This window comes from Novipirellula sp. (genome assembly GCF_041583735.1).
Lineage (GTDB): Bacteria > Planctomycetota > Planctomycetia > Pirellulales > Pirellulaceae > Novipirellula.
Map to the genome: position 1 here is coordinate 1 of NZ_JBFHFD010000055.1, position 23,044 is coordinate 23,044.

The 23,044-nt window shown below is 55.7% G+C and carries 15 protein-coding genes and 1 pseudogene; 9 read left to right on the forward strand and 7 right to left on the reverse strand.

Features of this window, described 5'->3' with window-relative positions; translation table 11 throughout:
* The 3 genes from ABX962_RS06755 to ABX962_RS06765 form a co-directional block, all read right to left on the reverse strand.
* Nucleotides 1-623: ABC transporter ATP-binding protein (locus ABX962_RS06755; RefSeq protein WP_372717806.1), on the reverse strand; the 623-nt coding region annotated here is incomplete at its 3' end.
* A 77-nt stretch (nt 624-700) separates the two neighbouring features.
* Nucleotides 701-2,971, reverse strand: a complete 2,271-nt coding sequence (locus tag ABX962_RS06760; protein ID WP_372717808.1) for a hypothetical protein — start codon at nt 2,969-2,971, stop codon at nt 701-703.
* Between the two features lie 26 nt (nt 2,972-2,997).
* Nucleotides 2,998-3,261, reverse strand: a complete 264-nt coding sequence (locus ABX962_RS06765; RefSeq protein WP_372717830.1) for a MazG nucleotide pyrophosphohydrolase domain-containing protein — start codon at nt 3,259-3,261, stop codon at nt 2,998-3,000.
* A gap of 491 nt (nt 3,262-3,752) precedes the next feature.
* Here ABX962_RS06765 and ABX962_RS06770 point away from each other — a divergent pair, with 491 nt between their 5' ends.
* Entirely contained in the window at nt 3,753-4,868 is a 1,116-nt protein-coding gene (locus ABX962_RS06770) for a sulfotransferase (RefSeq protein ID WP_372717810.1), read from the forward strand.
* Complete coding sequence (locus tag ABX962_RS06775) at nt 4,861-6,165, forward strand: DUF1080 domain-containing protein (protein ID WP_372717812.1); 1,305 nt, start codon at nt 4,861-4,863, stop codon at nt 6,163-6,165. Before ABX962_RS06770 ends, ABX962_RS06775 begins: the two co-directional genes overlap by 8 nt.
* A 73-nt stretch (nt 6,166-6,238) precedes the next feature.
* Here ABX962_RS06775 and ABX962_RS06780 read toward each other — a convergent pair whose 3' ends face one another.
* Nucleotides 6,239-7,000 carry a hypothetical protein gene (locus ABX962_RS06780; protein WP_372717813.1) on the reverse strand — a complete coding sequence of 254 codons (762 nt, stop codon included), beginning with the start codon at nt 6,998-7,000 and terminating at the stop codon, nt 6,239-6,241.
* Nucleotides 7,001-7,084: 84 nt separating this feature from the next.
* Nucleotides 7,085-8,032, reverse strand: a complete 948-nt coding sequence (gene ispH, locus ABX962_RS06785; protein ID WP_372717815.1) for a 4-hydroxy-3-methylbut-2-enyl diphosphate reductase — start codon at nt 8,030-8,032, stop codon at nt 7,085-7,087.
* A gap of 217 nt (nt 8,033-8,249) precedes the next feature.
* Here ispH and hpnC point away from each other — a divergent pair, with 217 nt between their 5' ends.
* From hpnC to ABX962_RS06815, 6 genes are all read left to right on the forward strand, one after another.
* Nucleotides 8,250-9,116 (forward strand): squalene synthase HpnC, encoded by an 867-nt coding sequence (hpnC, locus tag ABX962_RS06790; protein ID WP_372717817.1) that lies wholly within the window; start codon nt 8,250-8,252, stop codon nt 9,114-9,116.
* A 166-nt stretch (nt 9,117-9,282) separates the two neighbouring features.
* Nucleotides 9,283-10,299: a phytoene/squalene synthase family protein gene (locus tag ABX962_RS06795; RefSeq protein WP_372717819.1), complete on the forward strand. Its 1,017-nt coding sequence runs from the start codon at nt 9,283-9,285 to the stop codon at nt 10,297-10,299.
* Nucleotides 10,296-11,816: a hydroxysqualene dehydroxylase HpnE gene (gene hpnE, locus ABX962_RS06800; RefSeq protein WP_372717821.1), complete on the forward strand. Its 1,521-nt coding sequence runs from the start codon at nt 10,296-10,298 to the stop codon at nt 11,814-11,816. The genes ABX962_RS06795 and hpnE overlap by 4 nt, the downstream gene beginning before the upstream one ends.
* An 81-nt stretch (nt 11,817-11,897) precedes the next feature.
* Nucleotides 11,898-12,425: a DUF2585 family protein gene (locus ABX962_RS06805; RefSeq protein ID WP_372717823.1), complete on the forward strand. Its 528-nt coding sequence runs from the start codon at nt 11,898-11,900 to the stop codon at nt 12,423-12,425.
* 250 nt (nt 12,426-12,675) lie between these two features.
* Nucleotides 12,676-13,638, forward strand: a complete 963-nt coding sequence (locus ABX962_RS06810; protein WP_372717825.1) for a hypothetical protein — start codon at nt 12,676-12,678, stop codon at nt 13,636-13,638.
* A 102-nt stretch (nt 13,639-13,740) separates the two neighbouring features.
* The gene (locus ABX962_RS06815) at nt 13,741-15,774 is read left to right on the forward strand and encodes an ABC transporter ATP-binding protein (protein ID WP_372717827.1); all 2,034 of its coding nucleotides are present in this window, start codon (nt 13,741-13,743) and stop codon (nt 15,772-15,774) included.
* A gap of 157 nt (nt 15,775-15,931) precedes the next feature.
* Here ABX962_RS06815 and ABX962_RS06820 read toward each other — a convergent pair whose 3' ends face one another.
* Nucleotides 15,932-17,536, reverse strand: a complete 1,605-nt coding sequence (locus ABX962_RS06820) for a glycine--tRNA ligase (protein ID WP_372717832.1) — start codon at nt 17,534-17,536, stop codon at nt 15,932-15,934.
* A 293-nt stretch (nt 17,537-17,829) separates the two neighbouring features.
* Complete coding sequence (locus ABX962_RS06825) at nt 17,830-18,603, reverse strand: tetratricopeptide repeat protein (RefSeq protein ID WP_372717828.1); 774 nt, start codon at nt 18,601-18,603, stop codon at nt 17,830-17,832.
* 517 nt (nt 18,604-19,120) lie between these two features.
* On the opposite strand from ABX962_RS06825, the pseudogene ABX962_RS06830 reads away from it, so the two are divergent.
* Nucleotides 19,121-23,044 (forward strand): annotated as a pseudogene (locus tag ABX962_RS06830) (cyclic nucleotide-binding protein); the annotation flags it as partial.

The following is a 23,044-nucleotide window of genomic DNA, read 5'->3' on the forward strand; positions in this document are numbered from 1 at the left end:
CCACGATCGATGATCCCGACCTTGTTACAAACATCCGCCAGCTCGGGCAAAATGTGACTACTGACAATCACGGTTTTACCCATTTCCCCAAGCTTACGAAGCAGATTCCGCATCTCGATACGCGCTCGTGGATCGAGTCCCGAAAGAGGCTCGTCAAGCAACAAGACTTGTGGGTCATGCAGTAGCGTACGCGCCAAACCAAGCCGCTGAGTTTGGCCCCGCGACAGCGTGTTCGCGTAGGCATCACGCTTGAATTCGAGGTCAACGACATCGAGCATTTCATTGACGCGATCGGTTCGCTGTTTGCCGTTGATACGGTAGGCCGCGGCGAAAAACTCGAGATACTCGACCACCGTCATGTCGTCATAGACGCCAAAAAAGTCGGGCATATAGCCAACCAGCCGGCGGATTTCCTTGGGCTGCGTGTGCACGCTGTGGCCGCACACATAGGCTTCGCCCCAGGTCGGTTCCAGCAGCGTGGCGATAATCCGCATCGTGGTCGTCTTGCCCGCACCATTAGGACCGATAAACCCGAACAAGTCACCGGATTGGAGATCCAAATCGATCCCCTTGATCGCGAACGCGTCGCCATATTTCTTGGTTAAGTCAACTGTCTTGATCACGCGTGGTCTTCGCTTTCAATGTAAATGGTTGCCATCACTGATGGACGGTTGCCCAAATAGGACACCCGCTTGTTGGGTTATCGTCGCTTCGCACTGATCGGCATCACCAACCGAATCAGCGAAAGAGTTTCGTCCACATGAATACGTTCGTCTTGTTCGCCCTGATTTTGAATCTGGGTAATCGGATGTGCAAGTTTGCCGATCAATATGCATCGTTCGCTGGTCAACACATCGCTGAGATCCAAGAACGAGAGCACCTCATGACGCAACCCGGTGTAACGCTCCGCTCCGACAACGTCATGAAACATCATCATCTCGGTGAGACGTTCCAGATCCGCGGTAGAGGAAGGGTCCCACGACTCGGTCTCGGTCGAGCTTTCGAGTGCTTTTTGGCGAGACAGCTGCCAGCGGAAATTCTTTTGACGTAGTGAATCGACCGACTCAATCTCGGTGCCCGCTGGAAATCGCGTGGGCAGCAAGTACAGCCAGTTACGATAGATCAGCATGCCGTTGAGCACATCGACCGAGAACGGATTCCGCAGCGAGCCTTCGAGTAATTCGCTACCACTCCGCCGCCGCATTGACAAACCCTCGTCAACGTTGGCGACAAAACGCATCTGGCTCGCTATCGACTTACTGCTACGCGGTGCAAAGGGAACCGCATCAAGTTGGCTCGTCAGCGTATCGGATTGAGGACGAAACAAGACCTCGTATCCTGGCAAGCGAGCACTTTCGCCACTGACCTGGATCGCCCCGAACGAGCGTCCTGGGAAACCAAAGGGAAACGTCAGATTCGAATCGATGCGTTTGGACATTCCCTCGAATGCCGGACTCGCCGCAACCGCCAAATCGAGTTGGCGTGCATCGTGCGAATAGATCGTATTCCAGGTAAACATTTTGCCGCGTCCGCTCGCCGAATCGATGTCAACAATTTCGAAGCGATTGCTGTGTAATGTCGACACAGAAGAGGCAGCGAGTTTCGCTTGCTTTGTTGGGTTCAATGAGCCGTCAGTCGCGGAGTCTGGCACCGAGCGTGCCTGCAATACCAGCAGGACGGAAATCGCAATCGCCATTAAAGGAAACGTCAACCAGCCCAACAGAGGTTTGCCCAACAAACGATTGACCAGGAAGTAATCGAGCGGCCCAATCAGCGCAATCAAGCCAAGCAAGATCAACGAGACCAGTGAAAACCCGAACCGGCGTTGGCTGTCGAATTGGTCCAAAGTGGACCGCATCTGGCCCGCCAAATCGTCATACGCGGTCGAGCGGTTGGTCTTGGTGAAGGGAGTGTCATCGGACTGTAAAACCGAGCCGGTCAAACTGAGCACCAGATCCAATCGTTGCGGCCAATCGACAAAAGGTTCGGCGTGCAAATCGGCGGCGATCACCGTCATCTTGCCTAACCCGGTGATGTACTCCGCTGCGATCGGCGTACTGACTCGGCGAGTCGTCCGCCCCGTGATGATGACTTCCCCCACGCCTTTTGGCAGCTTTGCACCTACGAACGGAGTCAACGGGTTTTGGGTCGAAGTAAACGTTTCGATTGCCGAGGGATCCAATTCCACGACCGACCATTGCGAACTGGGGGGCAACGGCAGCAGATCAAGTAACCACGGCGCCGCCGATTCCAAATCCGGCAACGAGCCGCCAAGCATCAGCACGACCCGCCCTCCTGATTGCACCCAGTCGACGACCGCTTGTTGCTGTGCGGAACTTAGCCCGGCGAGCAGCTCCGCACCGCCTGCGCCGACCATGATCAAATCGACTCCGTCGTAACCCATCACCGAATCGGGAAGCTGAGCTGCGGCAGTCGGTTGCGAAACGGCCACCGACGCATCTCGCTTCAAGATTTGGTTTTCACCGATCTGGTGGACGCCTAGTGGATCGCCAAAACTGACAATCCAAGGCATCCCCAAAGGCACCTGCGACGATTCGCGTGACGGCGCCCCAATCGGAGGGAATCGGGTGACGATTTTGGTTCCATCGGCACGCTGGACGATCAACGGTGCGGCTTCGCTGCCAGGAATCGCATAAGTCCAAGCCGAACCGCTCTCGTCTTGGAGGGCGGGGTCGCGAACGTAGCTCACCGACACCCCGTCGCCATCTTCGGTTTCGACCCGAGCAGGAGCCGTCGGCTCGTCTTCGAGTCGAATTCCGGTCCAGCATCCCACACGAAAAAGCCCATTGATTCCAATGACCACCTCGTTTGCGGGTGCAGTGGAACTTGTATTGTCGGTGCGCGATGCCGTGTCCTGAGCGACGCCGGACCGCGGAGCAACCAGGGACGAGCACAGGCATCCGAAGCAGAGCAACAGCCCCCAAGGCCGGATCACGTTCGATTGAATCATAGAATCGGAACTTAACTTGATTGGAATCACGGCTTTTCGGAATCGGGGCATTCACAGACCAAGCGGTGGCAACCGGGACAACCCTGCCCGTACTTGGCAACCAACGCCGCATTCAGGTCAATCTGAGCGACATTGGCGATCGTTGCCAGCCATGCGATCACGTCGGCAAACTCTTCGGCGAGATTTTCGCGATCGTTCCCCCGCAATGCGGACGACAACTCCCCGACCTCTTCCATCAACCACATAAAAGTGCCTTCGACGCCGCGAGCGACATCTTTCTCGTAGTACATCTGGTGGATGTGCTGCTGCAGATCGACGATCGAGAGCTCGCGTGCGGCAGAGTCGGTCGACTCGGGCCCCAGCGACTCGGGCCCCAGCGACTCGGGCCCCAGCGATTCGGGCCCCAGCGATTCGGGCCCCAGCGATTCGGGGCCGGAGGATGAAGGAATTTCAGACAACTTGATGAAACCGTTATTGATGCGAGACGAGCGGGAACCGTGGCGATTCGTTCGTGCGGACGTATTGGTGGGCACCTTCGTCGGAACCCTTGGGGGAAACGAGGTGCGATTGTAGCGGAAACAACCCAAAAGGTGAGGGAGCCCCCCATGTGCAAAAGACGATCTCCGTGATCTCGAGCGAACTGCGTTGACGATTGGATCGGAAAATTTCACAAAGCATCACCGGGATGACACTCGACGACTGCACGGCCTAACCCCAAACAATTACAGTGTTAGAGGTGATTTGGTTCCGTCTCTTCCCTCATTTATTCACAGCCATTTCGTTGTCCGAGACTCCATTCCATCAATATCCGTTCTATACACCACGATTTTGGCACGGAATGAAGCCATTGGCGTGGTTCCGATTGCTTCGCGAGGGCCGATTCCGCATCTCACCGAGCCGGGTGGGAATCGTCATCGGCGTCACCATTGCGACCCCCTTCAACACCATCATGGGGGGGTTGCAAAAAATCATTTTCCGGAGGCGGTTGCGTGAAGCCGAGCTGCACGGCACCCCGGTCTTTATCATCGGCCATTGGCGGAGCGGAACGACGCTACTGCACGAGTTGATGGTGCGGGATGAACGTTTGAGCAGTCCCTCGACGTTCCAGTGCTTTGCCCCGGCCCATTTCTTGGCAACCGAGTGGTTTTTCCGACGCTTTGCCAATTGGTTACTGCCAGGCAAACGACCGATGGACAACATGGCCGCCGGATGGGACCGCCCCCAGGAAGACGAGTTTGCGTTACTGACGATGGGATTACCGTCGCCTTATCGGCGAATTGCGTTTCCCAACGAAGGCCCCGTTGATATCGAGTACCTCAGTTTTGAAGGGGTCGACGAAACGGCAATCGACCATTGGCTAAAATCGCTGCGTCGTTTTTTGCTAAACGTTAGCGTTGCGACCGGGCGACCGTTGGTGATCAAGAGCCCGACGCACACCGGACGGATCGCGTACTTGGCACGCGAATTCCCCGAAGCCAAATTTATCCACATCTCTCGCGACCCTCGCTCGCTGTTTCCGTCGACTTGCCGGTTGTGGAAGGGGCTTGATGAAGTCCAGGCACTGCAAAAGCCAAATAACGAAGCGATCGAACCGTATGTGCTCGAGTGTCTGGAGAAGATGTACGCGGCATTTCACCAGCAGCGCGAATCGGTCTCACCCGACCGCCTGATCGACATTCGTTACGAAGACCTCACCGCCGATCCGGTGGGCACGCTACGAAACATTTACCAAACATTGCGGCTGAGCGATTTTGATGCGGTCGAGCCGACGATCCAGACGTGGGCCGAAACCGAACACAAAGATTACAAAACCAACCAACACCAACTGGCTCCCGAAGCGGACGAATTGATTCGATCACGCTGGGCTTCTTATTTTGAACGTTATGGCTATGTCTAACCTGCTTACGAGTTTGCGATTCGGCATTTCCGTTTTCTTGCTACTTCTAGTGACCGTGATCGTCTCGGGATGTAGCTCGAAAAAATCAGCGGAAAACGAAACGACGGAACCGAAATCTGCTGAAGGAACCCGCGAAACAAGTTCGAATTCCAGTTTCGAGCCGCAGCCGTATGAAGCCAACGCGGAACAGCTACTTGCCGCTCGACTGGACGAATCCGAAGTCTCTGCCGGCTGGATTCGCTTGTTCGACGGGCACACGCTGTTTGGCTGGGAAATCGCTGGCAATGCGAATTGGCGGATCGAAGACGAGACCATCATGGTCGATCAAGGCAAACCGTCCCTGTTGTGCACGTCGGTACCGTGGCAAGACTACGAGTTGACATTGGAATTCAATGCCGACGAGAAAACCAACAGCGGCGTGTTCCTACGCACGCCGCTTGAGATCGACGATCCTGCGACCGATTGCTACGAAGTCAACATCGCGCCGGACGACAATCCCTACCCCACCGCGGGCATAGTCAAACGACAAGAAGTCTCCGCGGACGCTCCGGAACAAACGTTTGGCGAGTGGCGAACGATGCACATCGAACTGATTGGCGACAAGCTAAAAATCAGCGTCGATGGAAAATTGGCGTGTGAATACACCGACCCCGCTCCGTTGGCGGCGGGACGCATTGCATTGCAACACAATCATGGCCGCGTCGCATTTCGCAACATTCGGCTTCGCCCGATCGGCCTCGAGTCACTGCTCGACAAAGACCTTTCTCAGTGGAAAAAGTATCCCGAGATGAAGACCGAATATACGGTCAATGACGCGGGAGTGATGCAGGTCAAAGGGGGCAAAGGGCAAATTGAAACCAAACAAAACTATAACGACTTTGTCTTGTTAGCCGAATACAAACTGCCTAAACCTGAAATCAACTCGGGAATTTTCTTTCGCTGCATTCCTGGACTCGAGATGATGGGATACGAGTGCCAACTGAGCAACGAGATGAAAGACGGATTGCCGCTGTCGCCGGCGGACTGCGGAACGGGCGGCATTTTCCGTCGTCAAGACGCCCGCGTGGTCGCGGGCGAAGCGGGCAAATGGGCGACCGTCCTGCTCGTCGCTCACGATGCCAAGATGGCCGCCTGGGTTAACGGAGTTCAAGTCAGTAATTGGCAGGACGACCGAGAGCCCGACGAGAACCCTCGCAAGGGAAAACGGCTCGAGGCGGGCACGATCATGATCCAAGGTCACGATCCAAGCACCGAGGCGGAGCTAAAGAAAATCGAAATCACAAGCTACAGTAAATAGCGGGAGCGCCCGTCACTCGCCCGCATTGATTCTGAAGGCAGTGGACCAGGCTAACCCTCAATCCCGCACTCGCTTACGAATTGGGATTGCGGACAACTTTGCCATCGACGACATCTTCATCGATGTCGGCGTCTAGCTCGGGGTCATCGCTCCAATCTTCGCCTTCGACCAAACCGTCGTAGGGAACCATGTCCGGCTCACTCATCATCGTGACGATGTTGTAGTTGCCCTCACCAGCGTGCGTTTGCAACTTCTCACGAATCTGTTGCTGGAACAGGACCGAATCGTACGGTCCGTTGACGTAGCGAGGCTTACCCTCTTCGTCACCAAACGCAATCTCATCGGTAAATTCGCTCTTATCGATGTCACCCCAAATGGGTTCGATTTTGCGGTAGTCAGCATGCGGTTCAATTTTAAACTGCTCGGCGTACGCAATCGCGCCCTCCACAAGACTGCGAGCTTTCGCCGGCGAAGCTTCTCTCATCGGCTCGGACTCGCCCATTTCTTCGACAATTCGACTTTGATCTGCCGGGAAGCAAACAAACGCCGCGACATCCTTGACTCCCATGCAAAGTCCATCGATCAAGAACTTCACGATCGCAACGCGTCCATCACGCATTTTCCGGCTAATAAACACCGACCCAAACTTGCTGGCAGGATCGATCAGCATGTCGCTAATCAAACAACGATCCACAGGCCCGCCCGCAGCCGCCTTGATCTGCCCTGCCAATGATTGAAGCGAATTTTTTTCTCGGGCGATCTCTTTTCGCTTCGCGATTTCCTTGGAACGTTTCTTGGCGAGTTTCTTCTGACGTCGTTGTTCTTTGGTCGACATGGCTGCATACTCCTTTTTCGCAGAGTAAAGAATGAAGGGGTGAGAACATCATTCGATATTCAAACCCAGTAGTTGTCGAGCGTACTATTTGGCACGCACTTCGGCGGCAAAGGCACGCAGCGGTTTCGGCAGCGGGAACTGGACCGATTCTTCGCGAATCTGCTTCACCTCGACCGACGCGTCAAAATGCTCGACCAACCAATCGATGGTCGCTTGCACGACCGATTCGGGTGCACTGGCTCCGGCAGTAATCAACACGGTCGACGCGTTGCTGAAGTTCTCGATCGATAGATCCGCAGGCCCATCGACCAAATAAGCCGGTTTGCCATCGTCAGCCGCCAACTCACGCAGTCGCTGGCTATTGCTGCTGTTCTGGCTGCCTAAGACGACAACCACATCGACATCATCCGATAGGATTCGAACCGCTTCCTGACGATTCTGGGTCGCGTAACAAATGTCGTCTTTCGGTGGGCTTTCAATCTGAGGAAACCGCTCGCGCAACCGGCGAATCACTCGATTGGCGTCGTCGACACTTAAAGTGGTCTGGGTCAGATAAGCGAGCTTGGACTCGTCTTTGACCTCTAGCTTATCGACGTCCTCTTCGTCTTCGACCAACAAGATCGCTTCGGGGGCCTCGCCCATCGTCCCGATCACTTCATCGTGACCGTCATGCCCAATCAAGATGATCGTGTACCCCGCCTTGGCATACTTGATCGCCTCGAGATGCACCTTGGTGACCAACGGGCAGGTTGCGTCCAATGCGTTCAAGTTGCGAGCCCGAGCCGCTTCACGCACTTGAGGCGACACCCCGTGTGCCGAAAACAGCAACACGCTGCCCTCGGGTACCTCGTCGATCGTATTGACGAAAACGGCTCCCTTGTCGCGAAACGTATTGACCACGTATTGGTTGTGAACAATTTCGTGATAGACGTAGACGGGAGGGCCAAATTTCTGCAGCGTCAAATCGAGAGAATCGATCGCCATATTCACGCCAGCACAAAAGCCACGCGGTGCTGCCAAAATGATTTTCATGGAATGCCAATAACGTCAGAAATATCGAAAAGGGTTCAGGGTGAGGGAAGCAAGCACGCTAGCGCCCTCGCCGCCCCCTTTCCAATAATTGTCCCATCATGGCGACATCTGGAAACCCCTCTACAATCTGGCAGAGCCGAGATGGGGAAAAAGGGTTACAAAATCGCTTGCCCCAACGACAAATATCCATCGAATTTTGCAATGGCCCGATAGCGTTATGAAAGGCGACTCTGTCAAACAAGCCGAGCGAGAATGTCGGCGGATCGCGCTTTCGCACTACGAAAACTTTCTGGTCGCCAGCGTGCTGCTGCCTCGTCGGCTAAAGCAACCTTTCTATAACGTCTACGCATTTTGCCGAACGGCCGACGATTTGGCTGACGAATCGAAAACGCCAGCAGCAGCGGTACAAGCACTGGCGCAATGCCAAATGTCACTGGACGCCACGTTTGCCGGACATCCTCCGGCAGGCATTTTCATGGCCTTGGCGAAAACGATCGAGCAATTCCGGCTCGACAAACAGCCGTTTGACGATTTACTGGACGCGTTTCTCCAAGACCAGCGGAAAACCCGCTATCAAACCACCCGCGAACTGCTCGATTATTGTCGCCGTAGCGCCAATCCGGTTGGCCGCATCGTGCTGAAATTGGCAGCCGTCGACGCCGACGTGGCGGACCTGGAACGGTCCGACCAGATTTGCACAGGGCTGCAGCTCGCAAATTTCTGGCAAGATGTGGCTCGCGATTACGCGATTGGACGAATTTACCTACCTCAATCCGAACTTCGGGCGATGGGGGTCAATGAGCAGCGATTTGCCGAAATGATCCAGCAGCGGTCGACTCTCCCCGAACTAAAGACTCTCATCCAAGCCGAATGCGATCGAGCCCATACCTATTTCGATCGCGGCGTGCCCCTTTGCGACCACGTTCCAAAATGGTTGGGCCGGAACCTGCAACTCTTTGTCGGCGGCGGCAGGGCGACGCTCGAGGCGATCCGTGCGATCGATTTCGACGTGATCCGGACGCGACCGCGAGTCAGCAAGCGAACTCAAGTGGGGTTGATACTGCGATCGCTGATCAGCCGGTAGCAAAACGAGTTTTGTTCGGATTCGCCCATGGCGACATGCTCGCTGTTCGCTTTGCCTCATCCCCCCAATCTCGGGCGAGGTTATCAGCAAGAAACTTCGGCGATTCGAGCGAAGTTTCGGCGACCGGGCATCCCCCACCCCCTTGGCACCCGAGTATCATCATGGCATGAACGAGGAAATTTCCGTTGCCGCTAGCTACCGCTTCGCTCGTCGCATTTCGCGACGTAGCGGCAGCAACTTTTATCGATCGTTCTGGCTGCTGCCGCGAAGCAAACGCCAAGCAATGTGCTCGCTGTATGCCTTCGCGCGAATCACCGATGACATTGGGGATTGCGATGAACCCACAGCGATACGCGGGCGATGGCTCGAATGGTGGCGACAAACCATCGCGATCAATTTGATCAACGAGAACCAGCCTTCGACCATCGCATTGCCCGAGGGGCCAATTGGCGAAGAGCCCAAATGGGCCGCTCGATTGCATCAACAAGCTCGAGAAATTCTGCCGGCACTGCGTCACGCCTCGACCCAATACCAGATCCCCTCGCGGTATCTGTTGGAGATCATTGACGGCGTGTTGGCCGATCAACAGAAAACCCGTTTCGACACCTACGAACAACTTGAACATTACTGCTACCTTGTCGCCTCGGCGGTCGGATTGGCCTGTTTACATATCTGGGAATTCGAGGAACCTTTGCCGTATGAAGCCGCGGTCGACTGTGGATTGGCGTTTCAGTTGACCAACGTGCTCCGTGATGTGGTCGAAGATGCCAAACGCGGACGGATCTATCTGCCGCGTCAACATTACGAGCAGCACGGTTTGTGCGAAGACGACATCTTGACGCTCCGCCGCGATGATCGGCTGCGATGTTTAATCCAAGACGAGATCGAACGAGCGAAACGGCTGTTCGATTCGGGATGGCGAGTCTGGGACAGCGTTCACCCCGATGGACGACCGATGTTCAGCATGATGTGGCGAACCTATCGACGACTCTTGACGCGAATCGAAGAAGATCCAACTCGAATCGCGATCCGTCGCATCACGTTGTCTCAGAGCGATCGTATTGGGATCGTCTCACAACACTTCTGGCCCCCTAGTTTTCGGCGACTGCCTGTCCCGCCCGTCGAAGTTGGGCAATCACCGGGCCATGCTGAACCCAAAGAAACCACGCGGCCATCACGTTGAATCTGGAACGTCGACATGTCGTGATCGTGGGAGGCGGACTCGCCGGATTGGCGGCGGCCGAATGCATCGCCCGCACTCATCCCGAGCGATTCCGCATCACGGTGCTCGAAGCCAAACGAACCGCGGGGGGCCGAGCGGGATCGTTTACCGACCCCGTCACCGCCGAAACAGTTGACTATTGCCAACATGTCGCAATGGGCTGCTGTACCAATCTACTAGGACTTCTCGCGCGTAACGGTCTCTCCGCCGCAATGATGCGATACAGGAAGCTAACGTTCTTTCATCCCAACTTTTCACCCAGCGAATTCAGCCCCTCGCGATGGCTTCCCGCGCCGCTACATCTGGCAACGGCGATAGGAAAACTAACCTATTTGGATCGTCAGCAAAAACGCGAGATTCGCCGAGGACTGTGGAAACTGATTCGCACACCCTCGCGGCAACTCGAGGACGTGGTCGCACTGGACTGGCTTCGATCCCAGGGGCAAAGTGACCGCAGCATTCGCTCGTTCTGGGATGTTATTTTGACCAGTGCGTTGGGAGAACACAGCCAATACACGTCGATGGCAGCAGCTCGCAAAGTCTTTGTGGATGGTTTCACAGCAGCCCGCGGCGGCTCGGACGTGCTCGTTCCTGACCGTCCGCTCAGGACGCTCGTCGGACGCGACCTTGTCGACGCGCTGGCAAAACGAGGCGTCGAAACGCGATGCGGAACTGCGGTGCAAACGATCGAAACCCGACAAGGACAACTGCGATGCGTGCTCACACGCGATGGACAGCGGATCGAGGCCGACCACGTGATCAGCGCGGTACCGTGGCATGCGATTGCCCGACTGCTCGGCGACGCGGCGGTCACCGCTGCCATTGCTGATCTTGAATCGTTTGCGAGTATTCCGGCGTCGCCGATCAGCGGAATTCACTTGTGGTTTGATCAAGCGATCACCACGCAGCCGCATGCGGTCTTGGTCGATTCATTGACGCAGTGGTTGTTTCGCCAGCCGTTTCGCACCGCCGGAACGATAGGCGAAGCGTTTCCCCGTAGCAGAAGTCGTCAAGACGTTCGTTTTCCAGGCCGGTCGAAACTCTTGACGCGTTCCGCTACCGAAGCAAAATCGGAGCACTATTACCAAGTCGTGATTAGCGGATCGCACCCGATGAGCGGATCGCCAAAAGAGGAGATGGTCACGCAAGTGTTGTCCGAACTCACCGCCGTATTTCCCGCGACCAAGACCGCAACGCTACTGCGGCACCGCGTCGTGACCGATCCAAATTCGGTTTTTTCGATCCGCCCTGCGGTTGAGCGACTTCGTCCGCCCCCCTGCCCTGCCCCGGCCGAATTGCCCTGGCTATCTCTAGCGGGCGACTGGACACGCACCGGGTGGCCCGCGACGATGGAAGGCGCCGTGATCAGCGGCATTCAAGCTGCCAGCGGTGTCTGCGAAAACCTGGGGCTACCGAGTATCGCTGCCGATCGAGGACTCAAACGCGGCTGGTTGGCCAACCGTATTATCGCTCCCTAAGCTCCGAAATCCGTGAACTTGTTTTCATCGCAATCCCCGATCGCCAAAACGTCTTTCCGACTCGCTGGAATCGCGGCCCTAATGACCTCCATCTTGGCGATGCTAGGTCGTGTTTGGTGGTGCCAAATTGGTGACCTGTCTCCCTGGTCGTGGGATATTTGGACGAGCCATAATTCCCAGCACTTGATGGATCCTTATTCGCTTTCCCATCTCGAACATGGATTCGCACTGTGGGTGATCTTTCATTTGCTAGCAGGCAAAAAGATCAGCCAATCTTCGATTCTCATTGCGATTGCCGCCATCGAAGCGGTTTGGGAGATCACCGAGAACACGCCCTGGATGATCCAGCGTTACCGCGAGACCACCATCTCGTTGGATTATTTCGGCGATAGCATTTTGAATTCGGTTTCGGATTATCTGATGTGTGTGACCGGGACGTTGATTGCAATCGCGTCCCGCCATCGATTTGGCATTGGGCTCGCCGTGCTGGTGGTCGCATTGCTTGAAATCGCATCGCTCGTTTGGATCCGCGACAGCCTGGCACTGAACATCATCATGCTAGCATTTCCGATTGAAGCCATTCGTGCTTGGCAGTCGGCCGGAAAATAAATTTCCGGGTGAACTTGCTTTGTCGCAATCCTTCCTGCCTGGCAGGAGACGCGGCAGCAGAGGGCCAATTCTTGATTCGTAATTCCGAATTCAAATCATTAGATTGGATTCGAATTAGATAATTGTTATTGCCGCTAAATCTCTCAGCCGATATATCCCCTAGCAGATGATACCGCCATCACCTCCGATTAATGCATTCGTTGGGGGGCGATGACCTCGTTCCATCCCTTCCCTTGCAAAACAAAAATCGATGCACACTATTATCCTGCCCTACTTCTCGGAAGCAGAAATTGATCGCTACGAGCGGATTTTAGATCATATGCTTTCGATGGAAGCGCCGAAGTGTGAGTTTGAGTTTTTGCTATCAGCCAGTCCAAGAACAGAGCCGAGTGATCGGTTGATGCAATCAGCATCGCGAATCGCAGCGGCCCGGCATTTACACTGTCCGACTCAGGTATTCGGTTATCCGTTTGGTGCAACCGCCATGTTTTGGGACAGCATGCGTGAAGTTGCTAGCGATCGTCATGGCACCGAAGGCTTTGCACTCTGGATGGAATCGGACATGTGCCCAGTCTCCCACGATTGGCTCGATCGATTGGACGAGCAGTGGCGCTGCAGCGGCGATGTGCTTGTGATGGGCTGTGAGGTCCCTGATGTGTACCACAATTGCCAATCAAAATTCCGATTTTACAGACCATTTCGAGCTCGTCCGATCAAGAAGAAGAAATGGATCTCCCGACATATCAATGGCGGTGCATGCTATCGTCGCGACTTAGTTCATCAAGTCAGCCACGAGTACCAGGATGGCATCTTTGACGTCCGTCTCGGTGACCTGCTCCGCGAACATGGTGGTTACAGCAGCACCCCTGCGATCGCTTTTTCCACCCTTGACCGACTCGACAAAGACCTCCGCGATCCCGACAAGGTATTGCTGCATGGTTACCTGCAAGAGAAAGATTCGTTTTTGACGGCTTGCATCACGGGTGAAGCAGTCTCGCCCCCCGCGCCCCCCGAGCGACGGGTCTTTTTCGGCAGATTCTCGGTGCGAGCCAAAGCCCATCCGAGCGAGCCGATGCTCGCCGCGATTTTGAAGGCCAAAGATCCCGAACTGCCCGCCCTCAAGATTGTCGAACGATTGCCGAAATCGCGAACAGAGACGGTCCCCGCCCCCGTGTCATCCCGCAACACCTCGCTGCAAGCCAAAGCGGCTTAGTGCATCGCGACGATGTTTACCGAAGACGATGTTTACCGAACTCGCTTTCTGCGATCCTCCACTGCCTCGACTCTCCCTGACCCGACTCTCAACTGAATTGGCATGAAAAATCTATTCCGAGCGGTGCGTCTGGTCGCCCAGTACCGTTGGTCCGTCGTGATGGCCACGATCTGCTCGCTCTTGATCGCGTTGACGTGGGGCAGCAATCTCGCAGCCGTCTATCCGTTCGTCGAGGTGATCTTTGATGGCCAAACGGTATCCTCGTGGTCAACCCAGCAAACGGCGCAGCTGAAATCCGAACTGGCCGAATTGGGCGAACCTTTGGCCGCCAATCCAGAGCTAACACCGCAAGACAACGTCGCGGGCGACAACGCCCCCTCAACCGTGGCAGCAGTCGCCTCAGCAGACGCATCGAACTTGGAAGCGGCCGCTCGTCGCGAATCGATTCAGCAACGTCTACGACTGCACGCAGCAGCGCAGCCATGGATCGACGCCTACGCCCCAACGACTCCATTTGGAACCTTAGCTGCCGTCGTGGCGTTTGTCATTTCGATGACGGTCGTACGCTGCGTGTTATTAGGCATGAACATGGTCTTGGTGACGCGAGTCTCTCAAGGAGTGGTGTTCCGACTGCAAAACGAATTATTTCGCGCGTTGCTTTCGAGCGACTTGGCCGAACTGAACCGTCATGGAACTGGCGCGTTGGCAAGCCGGGTGAATTACGAAACAACCCACATCGGCAGCACGGTACAAACATTGATCGGCCGCTTGTTACGCGAACCACTCAAATTGGCGACCTGCGTCGCGGGTGCTGCCCTGGTCAATTGGCGACTGCTGATCGTGTCATTATTGGTCTGCCCGGCAGCCATGCTCGTACTGATGCGAATCAATCAATCGATCAAACAAACTACACTGCGAGCGATGGAAGGGTCGGCGGGGCTGATGAACCAATTGGTCCAATCGCTGACCTATGTCAAAGCCATCAAATCGCATAACACCGAGGCTCCCGAACGTCGCGCCGTGCGTGAAACGGCCGCCAAACTGTACCAACAACAAGTCCGCATCACTTGGTATGACGCGCTGCTGCGTGGCAACAATGAAGTTCTCGGCACCGGAGTCGTTTGTCTGTCACTGCTCGCCGGCGGCTACCTTGTACTCGGAGAGCAAACCCATATTTTTGGCATCCGAATGTCAGGCAGCCAAATGACGTTCAGCACCTTGGTGCTGTTCTACGGTCTGCTGCTAGGGGCCACCGACCCGCTGCGAAAACTCGGCGGCGTGCATATGAATATCCGACTCGGTGCACTTGCTGCGGATCGTTTGTACGCACACCTCGATTGCCCGCGGAAAATCGAAGAACCTAAACACCCTCACGTGCTGCCCAGCGGTCCGGTCGATCTGAGTTTCCAAAACATCAGCTTTGGTTACCGCAGTGACCAAACCGTGCTCGATGGTATCAATGTCGATATCCACGCAGGCGAACACATCGCGATTGTCGGAGCCAACGGGTCGGGCAAGAGCACGATGATGGACCTGCTGCCGCGTTTCTACGATCCCCGCGAGGGCGAAGTGCTACTGAATGGCATTTCGCTAAAAGAGTACTCCGTTCGCGACCTTCGCCGGTATGTGACCGTGGTCAGCCAACAAGCTGCGTTGTTTGATGACACCGTTGCGAAAAACATTGCTTATGGCTGTGGTGCGGTCGATCCTGAACGCATTCGCCAAGCCGCTGAACAATCGCATGCGCTGTCGTTCATCGAAGCGTTGCCCAACGGTTTTGACACCAAGATCGGCGAACATGGCAACCAACTCTCGGGCGGACAACGTCAACGATTGACGTTGGCACGCGCGATCCTTCGCGACTCACCCCTGATCGTCCTGGATGAAGCCACCAGCCAAATCGACCCCGAAAGCGAGCGACTGATCCACGAAGCGTTGGAGTCGTTCCTGCAAGGCCGAACGGCACTGATGATCACTCACCGTCTATCGACGCTGACGTTGGCAGATCGCATCATCGTCATGGAACAAGGCAAGATCACCGCGACGGGCACCCACGACGAACTGATCCGTACCTCCGAAGCCTATCGGACGTTGCATCAGAAGCAAGAGATTGCCATCAAGTCGATTGCCGCCTGAAATCCCGATCCGTGAGCGTCCCAATCGGAATCTCACGGACGGATGGGATCGACGGACGGATGGGATCGACAGGCAGCGAAGTCATCTAGAAACTGCCACGTGGCACGTGGCTCAATCACTTCCCTCGCTCAATGACTCTGCTAGTTCGATCGATTCGCTAGCCATTGATCCGCGTTCGCAGATCCGCCACCACGTCGTCGATCTTGACACGAGTTTGCTCCAACGTGTCACGATCACGAATCGTGACCGTTCGATCGGTCAAAGTATCGGTATCGACCGTGATACAGTAGGGCGTGCCCGCTTCGTCTTGCCGACGATAGCGTCGTCCGACCGCTCCTTTTTCATCGTAGAACACGTTCATGTGCCGCTTCAGCTCACCGTAAATTTCGTGAGCCACTTCGGGCATGCCATCTTTTTTCACAAGCGGAAATACAGCCGCTTTGATCGGAGCCAAGCGAGGATGCAGCTTCATTACCGTCCGTGTTTGCATCTTGCCATTTTCGTCCGGCGCCTCGTCTTCGGTGTAGGCTTCACAGAGGAACGCCAATGCGCCGCGGTCCGCGCCGGCAGAGGGCTCGACCACATGCGGCACGAATTTCTCGTTTGTCGCTTCGTCACGGTAGGTGAGATCGCGACCGCTGCCACGATACTTAGGTTTGCCATCCTCGCCCAACTCGACTTGCATCGGACGCGTCGACGGATCGAGTTTGCCTTCCATGTGGCTACGCAAATCAAAGTCGCCACGGTGAGCGATTCCTTCCAATTCGCCGTATTCGCCTTCGGGCAGGAACGGGAACGCGTATTCGATATCGGCCGTGCCAACGCTGTAATGCGCCAACTCTTCTTGATGATGCTCGCGCATGATCAGCGATTCATCCGATAGCCCCAGCTCCTTGTACCACGCTAAACGACGGTCACGCCAATAGCGGTACCACTCCTGAGACTGGTCCGGGTGACAGAAAAATTCGATCTCCATCTGCTCGAATTCACGCGAACGGAAGGTAAAGTTCCGCGGAGTAATCTCGTTTCGAAAACTTTTGCCGACCTGGCCAATCCCAAACGGCAGTCCGACACGGCTGCTGTCGAGCACGTTTTTGAAATTGACGAAAATTCCTTGCGCGGTCTCGGGACGCAAAAACGTGGTATCGTCTTCCCCCCCCAACGCGCCGAGCGTCGTTTTGAACATCAAATTGAATTCACGAGGCTCGGTTAACGTGTCCAAGCTCTTCGCATCGGGCGCCAGAACGCTCACGGTCGAATCCAGCTTGTCGAGCGTAAGCGATTCATTGCCCACGGTGATCTTGTCCGCGTCTTTGTTGCGAAGTTTGAAAAACTTCATGCCGCGGCGACGGACTTCGTCGAGCTCCTGCTCGGCTTCGGCCATCGTCGTGACAAACACCTTCTTGTCTTGATACTCGACCCAGCGGCCACGAATCTGATCAAACCGATACCGTTTTTTCGACTCGCGGCAATCGACCATGTGATCATGAAACAGATCGTAGTGACCGCTACACTTCCAAACTTGGGGGTGCATGATGATCGTGCTATCGAGCCCCACCATTTCGAAGGCCCTCGGTGCCGACTCGGGCTTTACCAATTCGTTGTGGCCGCTGATCATGTCGTGCCACCAAGCGTCTTTGAGGTTTCGCTTTAGCTCGACGCCCAGCGGACCATAATCCCAAAACCCTTGGATACCACCATAAATCTCGCTGGATTGAAACAAGTAGCCACGTCGCTTGCACAACGACACGATTTTTTCCATCGACTTCATGATGCGTTTTACAGGGGAAAGAGGAAGGGGATCCGATTGAAACGAATCGCCAATCGTATGCCTTTTTCCTGGTTTCGACGAGAGTGGACAAAGCAAGCGGGACGTGCTTTGCTAAATCCAATCGCCAACCGCCCCCTTTGAGCCAGTCAACGCCGCCAAACGAGCCAGCCCAAGCTGCACCGCGACTGGGTGCGACTGGGTGACAGCCATTAGCGAAAAAGCGGATGGCCGACGCGGAAGAGTGCGTGCGGTTTTAAGAAGATTACACCCAGCAGCCCGCCGATTTAGCGACGGATAAAACCGCTGTCATACCCCACCGGCGAGGCGATTTGGGTCGCGCCGCCTCGGGTGACCGGAATGGGGGCCGCGTTCAGATGTTGGCTGAGCGAGGCGATTCGCTCGGCGGCGGCCGGTTGCATATTGTTCAGTGCCAAACTGCGTTGGTAATTCTGCAAAGCCTGCTGCAGATCGCCCGATTTTTCACGCAGACGTCCTAGCGCGAGCCATGCGCGAGCGTTGTTGGCATCCAATTGAACGGAATCTTCGAGATATTTTAGGGCCGTCTGGGGTTCGCCATACTCTTCATACAGTCGAGCCAGTTCGATCCGCGGTTCGGCAAAGGTCGGATTCTGGGCTGCCCAGTTCTTTAGCAGGGCAAACGCACGATCCGCACGTCCGGTGTCGACCAACAGCACGCCGAGACCGCGGTGGCAATCAACGTGATTCGGGTCGTAATCGAGACATTGGTTGTATAACGCTTCCGCCTGCTGGATCAATTCGCTTTCCCCACGCTGGTTCCCCAGCCGATGGGTGGTCGCCGCCAAATTGTAGTAACCGTCGGCATTATTTGGGTCGGTTTCGATGACCTGCTGGAACTGCTGCAGTGCCGCTGTGTACTGGCCCTGCTCGTAAAGCCGGGCTCCCTGAGCGTTTTTACCACTGGCGGCCCACTGGCAACCTGAACAGGCGAACAGTGAGATCGTGACCCACGATGCGAGCGAACTGCAACGGCGAAAAGTGCGGGCTGCAGAGGCGACAGGATACGTTTGTCCAGTCATGAGATAAGTCATCCTGACGGGGGAGCGAAGCGATGTTCGGCGGCCATGCCCCGATAACCCCTCCAATTACGGTCGATTTTTGGAATTACGGTGCGAATTATGTCGGACGTTAGCAACGCAAGGATTCACAAGGCAATAGCGGAACTTTCGGTTCTAACGAATCGTCCAACAACGCCGCCGATCGAGAGAATCCGAGGTACGGTTAAAAGACCTCAAACCTGATCTAAACCCCGTACAGCAGACGATTTTCGTTGCTTGACGCTAAACCACAACTAGAATTCAGAACAGGCTCTGCGTACAGACACCCCAGTTCACCCAATTTACCCACAGCACGCATTTAAACTTTTTTGTAAGTCGAACCTCGCTCTGACCCGGGCGAGAACGATCGGCTTACAGCCCCAAGTCGTGGCTCCGAACCGAACCGTGACGCACCCTGTGCCAAAAGTTGGAAAGCTTTTCGCAGATTCCCAAAACACATTTTTGCCATTGCCATTGGCACTGAATAAGAGGCTGTTTGATGACCAACCGTAAATCGAGTGTTCGAGACGGTATCGAGAAAAAAGTTCGCAACTTGTCGGATCGATTGCGCATGAAGCGTCGTCGCAAGGAGCGTCGTTTGCTCTCCGAGACGCTGGAAACGCGTCAATTGCTTGCGGGCCCTGAGTTGATCGGTGTGCAAAGTAACGAAGGGGATCTGTTTCGGGACTTCGAGACCCAGATCACCAATACGCTGCCAACGAGCGTGCCAGAATTGAACGTTTCGCCTCGCGAATTGGTGTTCCGGTTCAATGACGACGCGGTGATTTCCCCCGAAAGTCTGCAGGGAATCACGATCACTCGCGCCGGCAGCGATGGTTTCTTTGAAGCCGCCAACGCTACCACCGACTTGGGGACCAACGGCTCGGTCTTGGTCGAATTCCGCTCGCAAACCACGGGTGCTGCTGGAAACGGCACTCAAATCGTGTTTGCGACGAGCGATCGGGGCGCTAATGGCTTGCCCGTCATCACCTCGGTCAACGCATCGGGCATCCAGCCGGTGATCACGCTGAATTTGAACAGCGCCCCCGGTCGCCCCGCTACCGTTGCGGACTTGGTCAACGCGGTGAACAACACCGCTTCGGTGAACCAATTCATCAGCGTTCAACAGGTCAGCGGCGCCTCGCTAGCAAAAGTGGGTCTGAGCGTTGACACCAGCCGCAGCTTGACGCTGACCGGGGCCAACGCCGCGCAAGCGCTGAGCGATTTGGGCACCAACGGGGCAGCCCGCGTTCGCTTGACTGCGACAGAAACGGGTGCTGCGGGAACCGGCACCCAAGTGATTGTCAAACAGCGAAACTTTGGCGGTTCCGCCTTGCCGCTGGTATTGGTCAGCGGAAATTCGGTCGAGCTACAAGTCAACTCGACGCCTGGTTTTGAGACGACGATCGATCAATTTTTGCTCGCGATCAACAGCAACGAAGAAGCGTCACGTTTGGTGACCGGGTCGCTCGAATTTGGCAACGGCTCGACGTTGATGGGCAATCGCACTCCGACCTTTTCACCGCTCGTGCTTAGCGGTGCCAGCGATTCGGTGATCCAACCGGGTTACGTTGGTCTTGGGGATTCACCGCGCGAAGTGGTTTTCCGTTTTGCCGAAACGCTTCCCGACGACACCTACCGGATCGACATCAATGCCGCCGGCGCACTTGGATTGCGCAACGAAGATGGCGAATACTTTAATGATGGCATCAGCGTTAGCGGTCAGTTCACCGTCAACGTTGGCCCCAAAGTCCTGGCCGTGGTTCCACAACCAGTCACTCGGTCTGCCAATGGAACGCTCACCTCGGCGCCGAACGTGATCGAAGTTCACGTGGACGGTGGCGATGTCAACGTCGCGACACTGGAACGTGAAGACCTTTACCGTCTGATCTACACGCGAGACACGTTGACCAGCAGCGACGATTTCGAAATGGCTCCGACATCGGCGGTCTACAATTCGTTGACCAAGGTCGTCCGTTTGGAATTCCCGAACGCACTGTCACGGGTCGTCGACCCGCTTGGTAATGGCAGCACCTTCATTGAGGGTGCGGCGCGTTTGCGAATCGGTTCAAGCGAACCCATTAAGATCACCCCTACCTCGGTTCCCATCAACTCGGATCCTGCGGACAATTTCACCAACGCGTTGAACCTGAACAACACGTGGACGATCAGCAGCAATCCAAACGCGGGCATTCAATCGGCACGTTTGACCAGCGAGATTCGCAACACCAGCAGCTACGGCTTGAACCTACCGGGCGAAGACGTTCCGGGGACTCGCAATTTGCGTCCGGACGATCCATCGCGACTTGACCGCACGATTCCGCTAGACGTGTTTCGCCGCGGAGCGGATTCCGAAGACGGCATCGCGGTGTTCCAATACAACTTCGTCAACAGTTGGTTGGGGGACGATCCGACAAAAGCCGGTATCGATGAAACGCGTGAATATTTCAACCTGATCACCGAACAACAGAAGGCACGCGTTCGCGAAGTGCTGTCGCTGTTCAGCGAATATCTCGGCGTTCAATTCGTGGAAACCACCGGTGGTTTGACCGAAGCGTCCTCCTTCTCGATCGCGGTGGGCGAACTGTACGGGGCAGACCCTCGCGTCAACAGTGCAACTGCGATCCGCAATCCCGATGGCTCGGTGCAAACGACCGGCCCCGAAGCGGTCGTGGTGGCAACCCGAGACCGCAACGTCGATGGCATTGACGATCTTGTGGTATTGGACTTTCAAGATTTTGATCAATCGACCGACGACCAGCTTGGCGGCGAATTCTTTCGAGGTGCATTCCTTGCCGTTGGACAATTGCTTGGCTATGGCTATGCCGATCACTTGCCTCAACCGGTAACGCAAAGCACCGAATCCGTACTCAACCCGGGCACCGACAACGAACCTGCCTTCCCGAGCGTTGCCGACATTGTCAACGGACAATTCTTGTACCGTCCCGAGAGCAACGACATTGACGTGTATCAATTCACGTTGAATCAGCCAGGCAAAGTCAGCATCGAAACGATTGCCGAACGATTGCCAAGTGCAAGCTTGCTGAACACGGCGCTGCGTTTATACAAACGCGACAGCATCACCGGCAAGTTTACCGAGGTCGCTGCGAACGATGATTACTTCAGCGACGATTCGCTGATCGAATTGGACTTAGAAAAAGGCACCTACGCGATCGGTGTCAGCGCATCGGGCAATACGACCTATGATCCAGCGACCCCTGGCAGCGGATTTGGCGGCAGGAGCGAAGGCACGTACGAATTATCGCTATCGTTCCGTGCCAAAGAAGCGGACGGCATCAAAGATAATTCTGGCAATTCGCTCGACGGCGACCTGGATGGCAACCCAGGCGGACTATTCAATTTCTGGTTCGTGCCTAACGACCCGAACACAACGTTATTCGTTGACAAAGCGGCGACCAATCCCGACCTGAGCCGGGCGACTCCGAATCCGTATCTGAACTTGAAAGATGCCTTGGCGGCGGCCTTGCCCGGCGACACGATTCGTGTTGTCGGCAATGGCGGTGTCGATGGTGACGTCAGCACGTTGGAGGACAACTTTGCCTACCAAATCGGAAAAGACAATCGCGGGATCGCACTTGCTGATGGCGATTCAATTGTCGTTCCCAAAGGCGTCAACCTCGTTATCGACGCGGGTGCCGTCTTCAAGATGCGACGCAGCCAAGTCTCGGTAGGCAGCACTGCACCGCTTGTCGATCAAAGCGAATCTTCGCTACAGATTTTGGGTACGCCAACATTAATCGGTTCGAATGGCCGGATTATCACCGACGCCAATGGGGTTGCGATCCCTGGCAGCGTGGTCTTTACCAGCTTCAACGACGACTTGGACCCAGACGTGCCCGACAGCGCGTCCAAGGGTGATTGGGGCGGGATCGATTTCCGTGGCGACATCGACTCCGCTGACGAGTCACGCACATTCCTCGAAGACGAAGGCATCTTCCTCAACCACATCCAGTATGCCGATCTGCGTTACGGTGGCGGACAAGTGTCGCTGAATGGTCGCCAAACGGTCATCAGCCCAATCGACATGGCAGTGACACGGCCGACGATCATCAACAGCAGCATCAGCGTGTCGGCCGACGCGGCGATGGCGGCGACCCCCGATACGTTTGCCGAGTCGCGATTCATTACCTCCTCGGCAAACGGTCCCGTGTTTACACCGGACTACTCGCGAGTCGGGCCTCACATTCGTGGCAACCAACTTGACGACAACACCATCAACGGTTTGTTTGTTCGCGTCGCGACGCGAACCGGCGGCCAGTTGCAACCGTTGACCGTCGGCGCTCGGCTTGACGACACCGACATCGTCCACGTTTTAACGGAAAATCTACAAATCACCGGTTCGGCTGGCGGTTTGGTCCAAACCGTTGACGCCCCGGTCAGCTTGCTAATCCGCGCTTCGTCA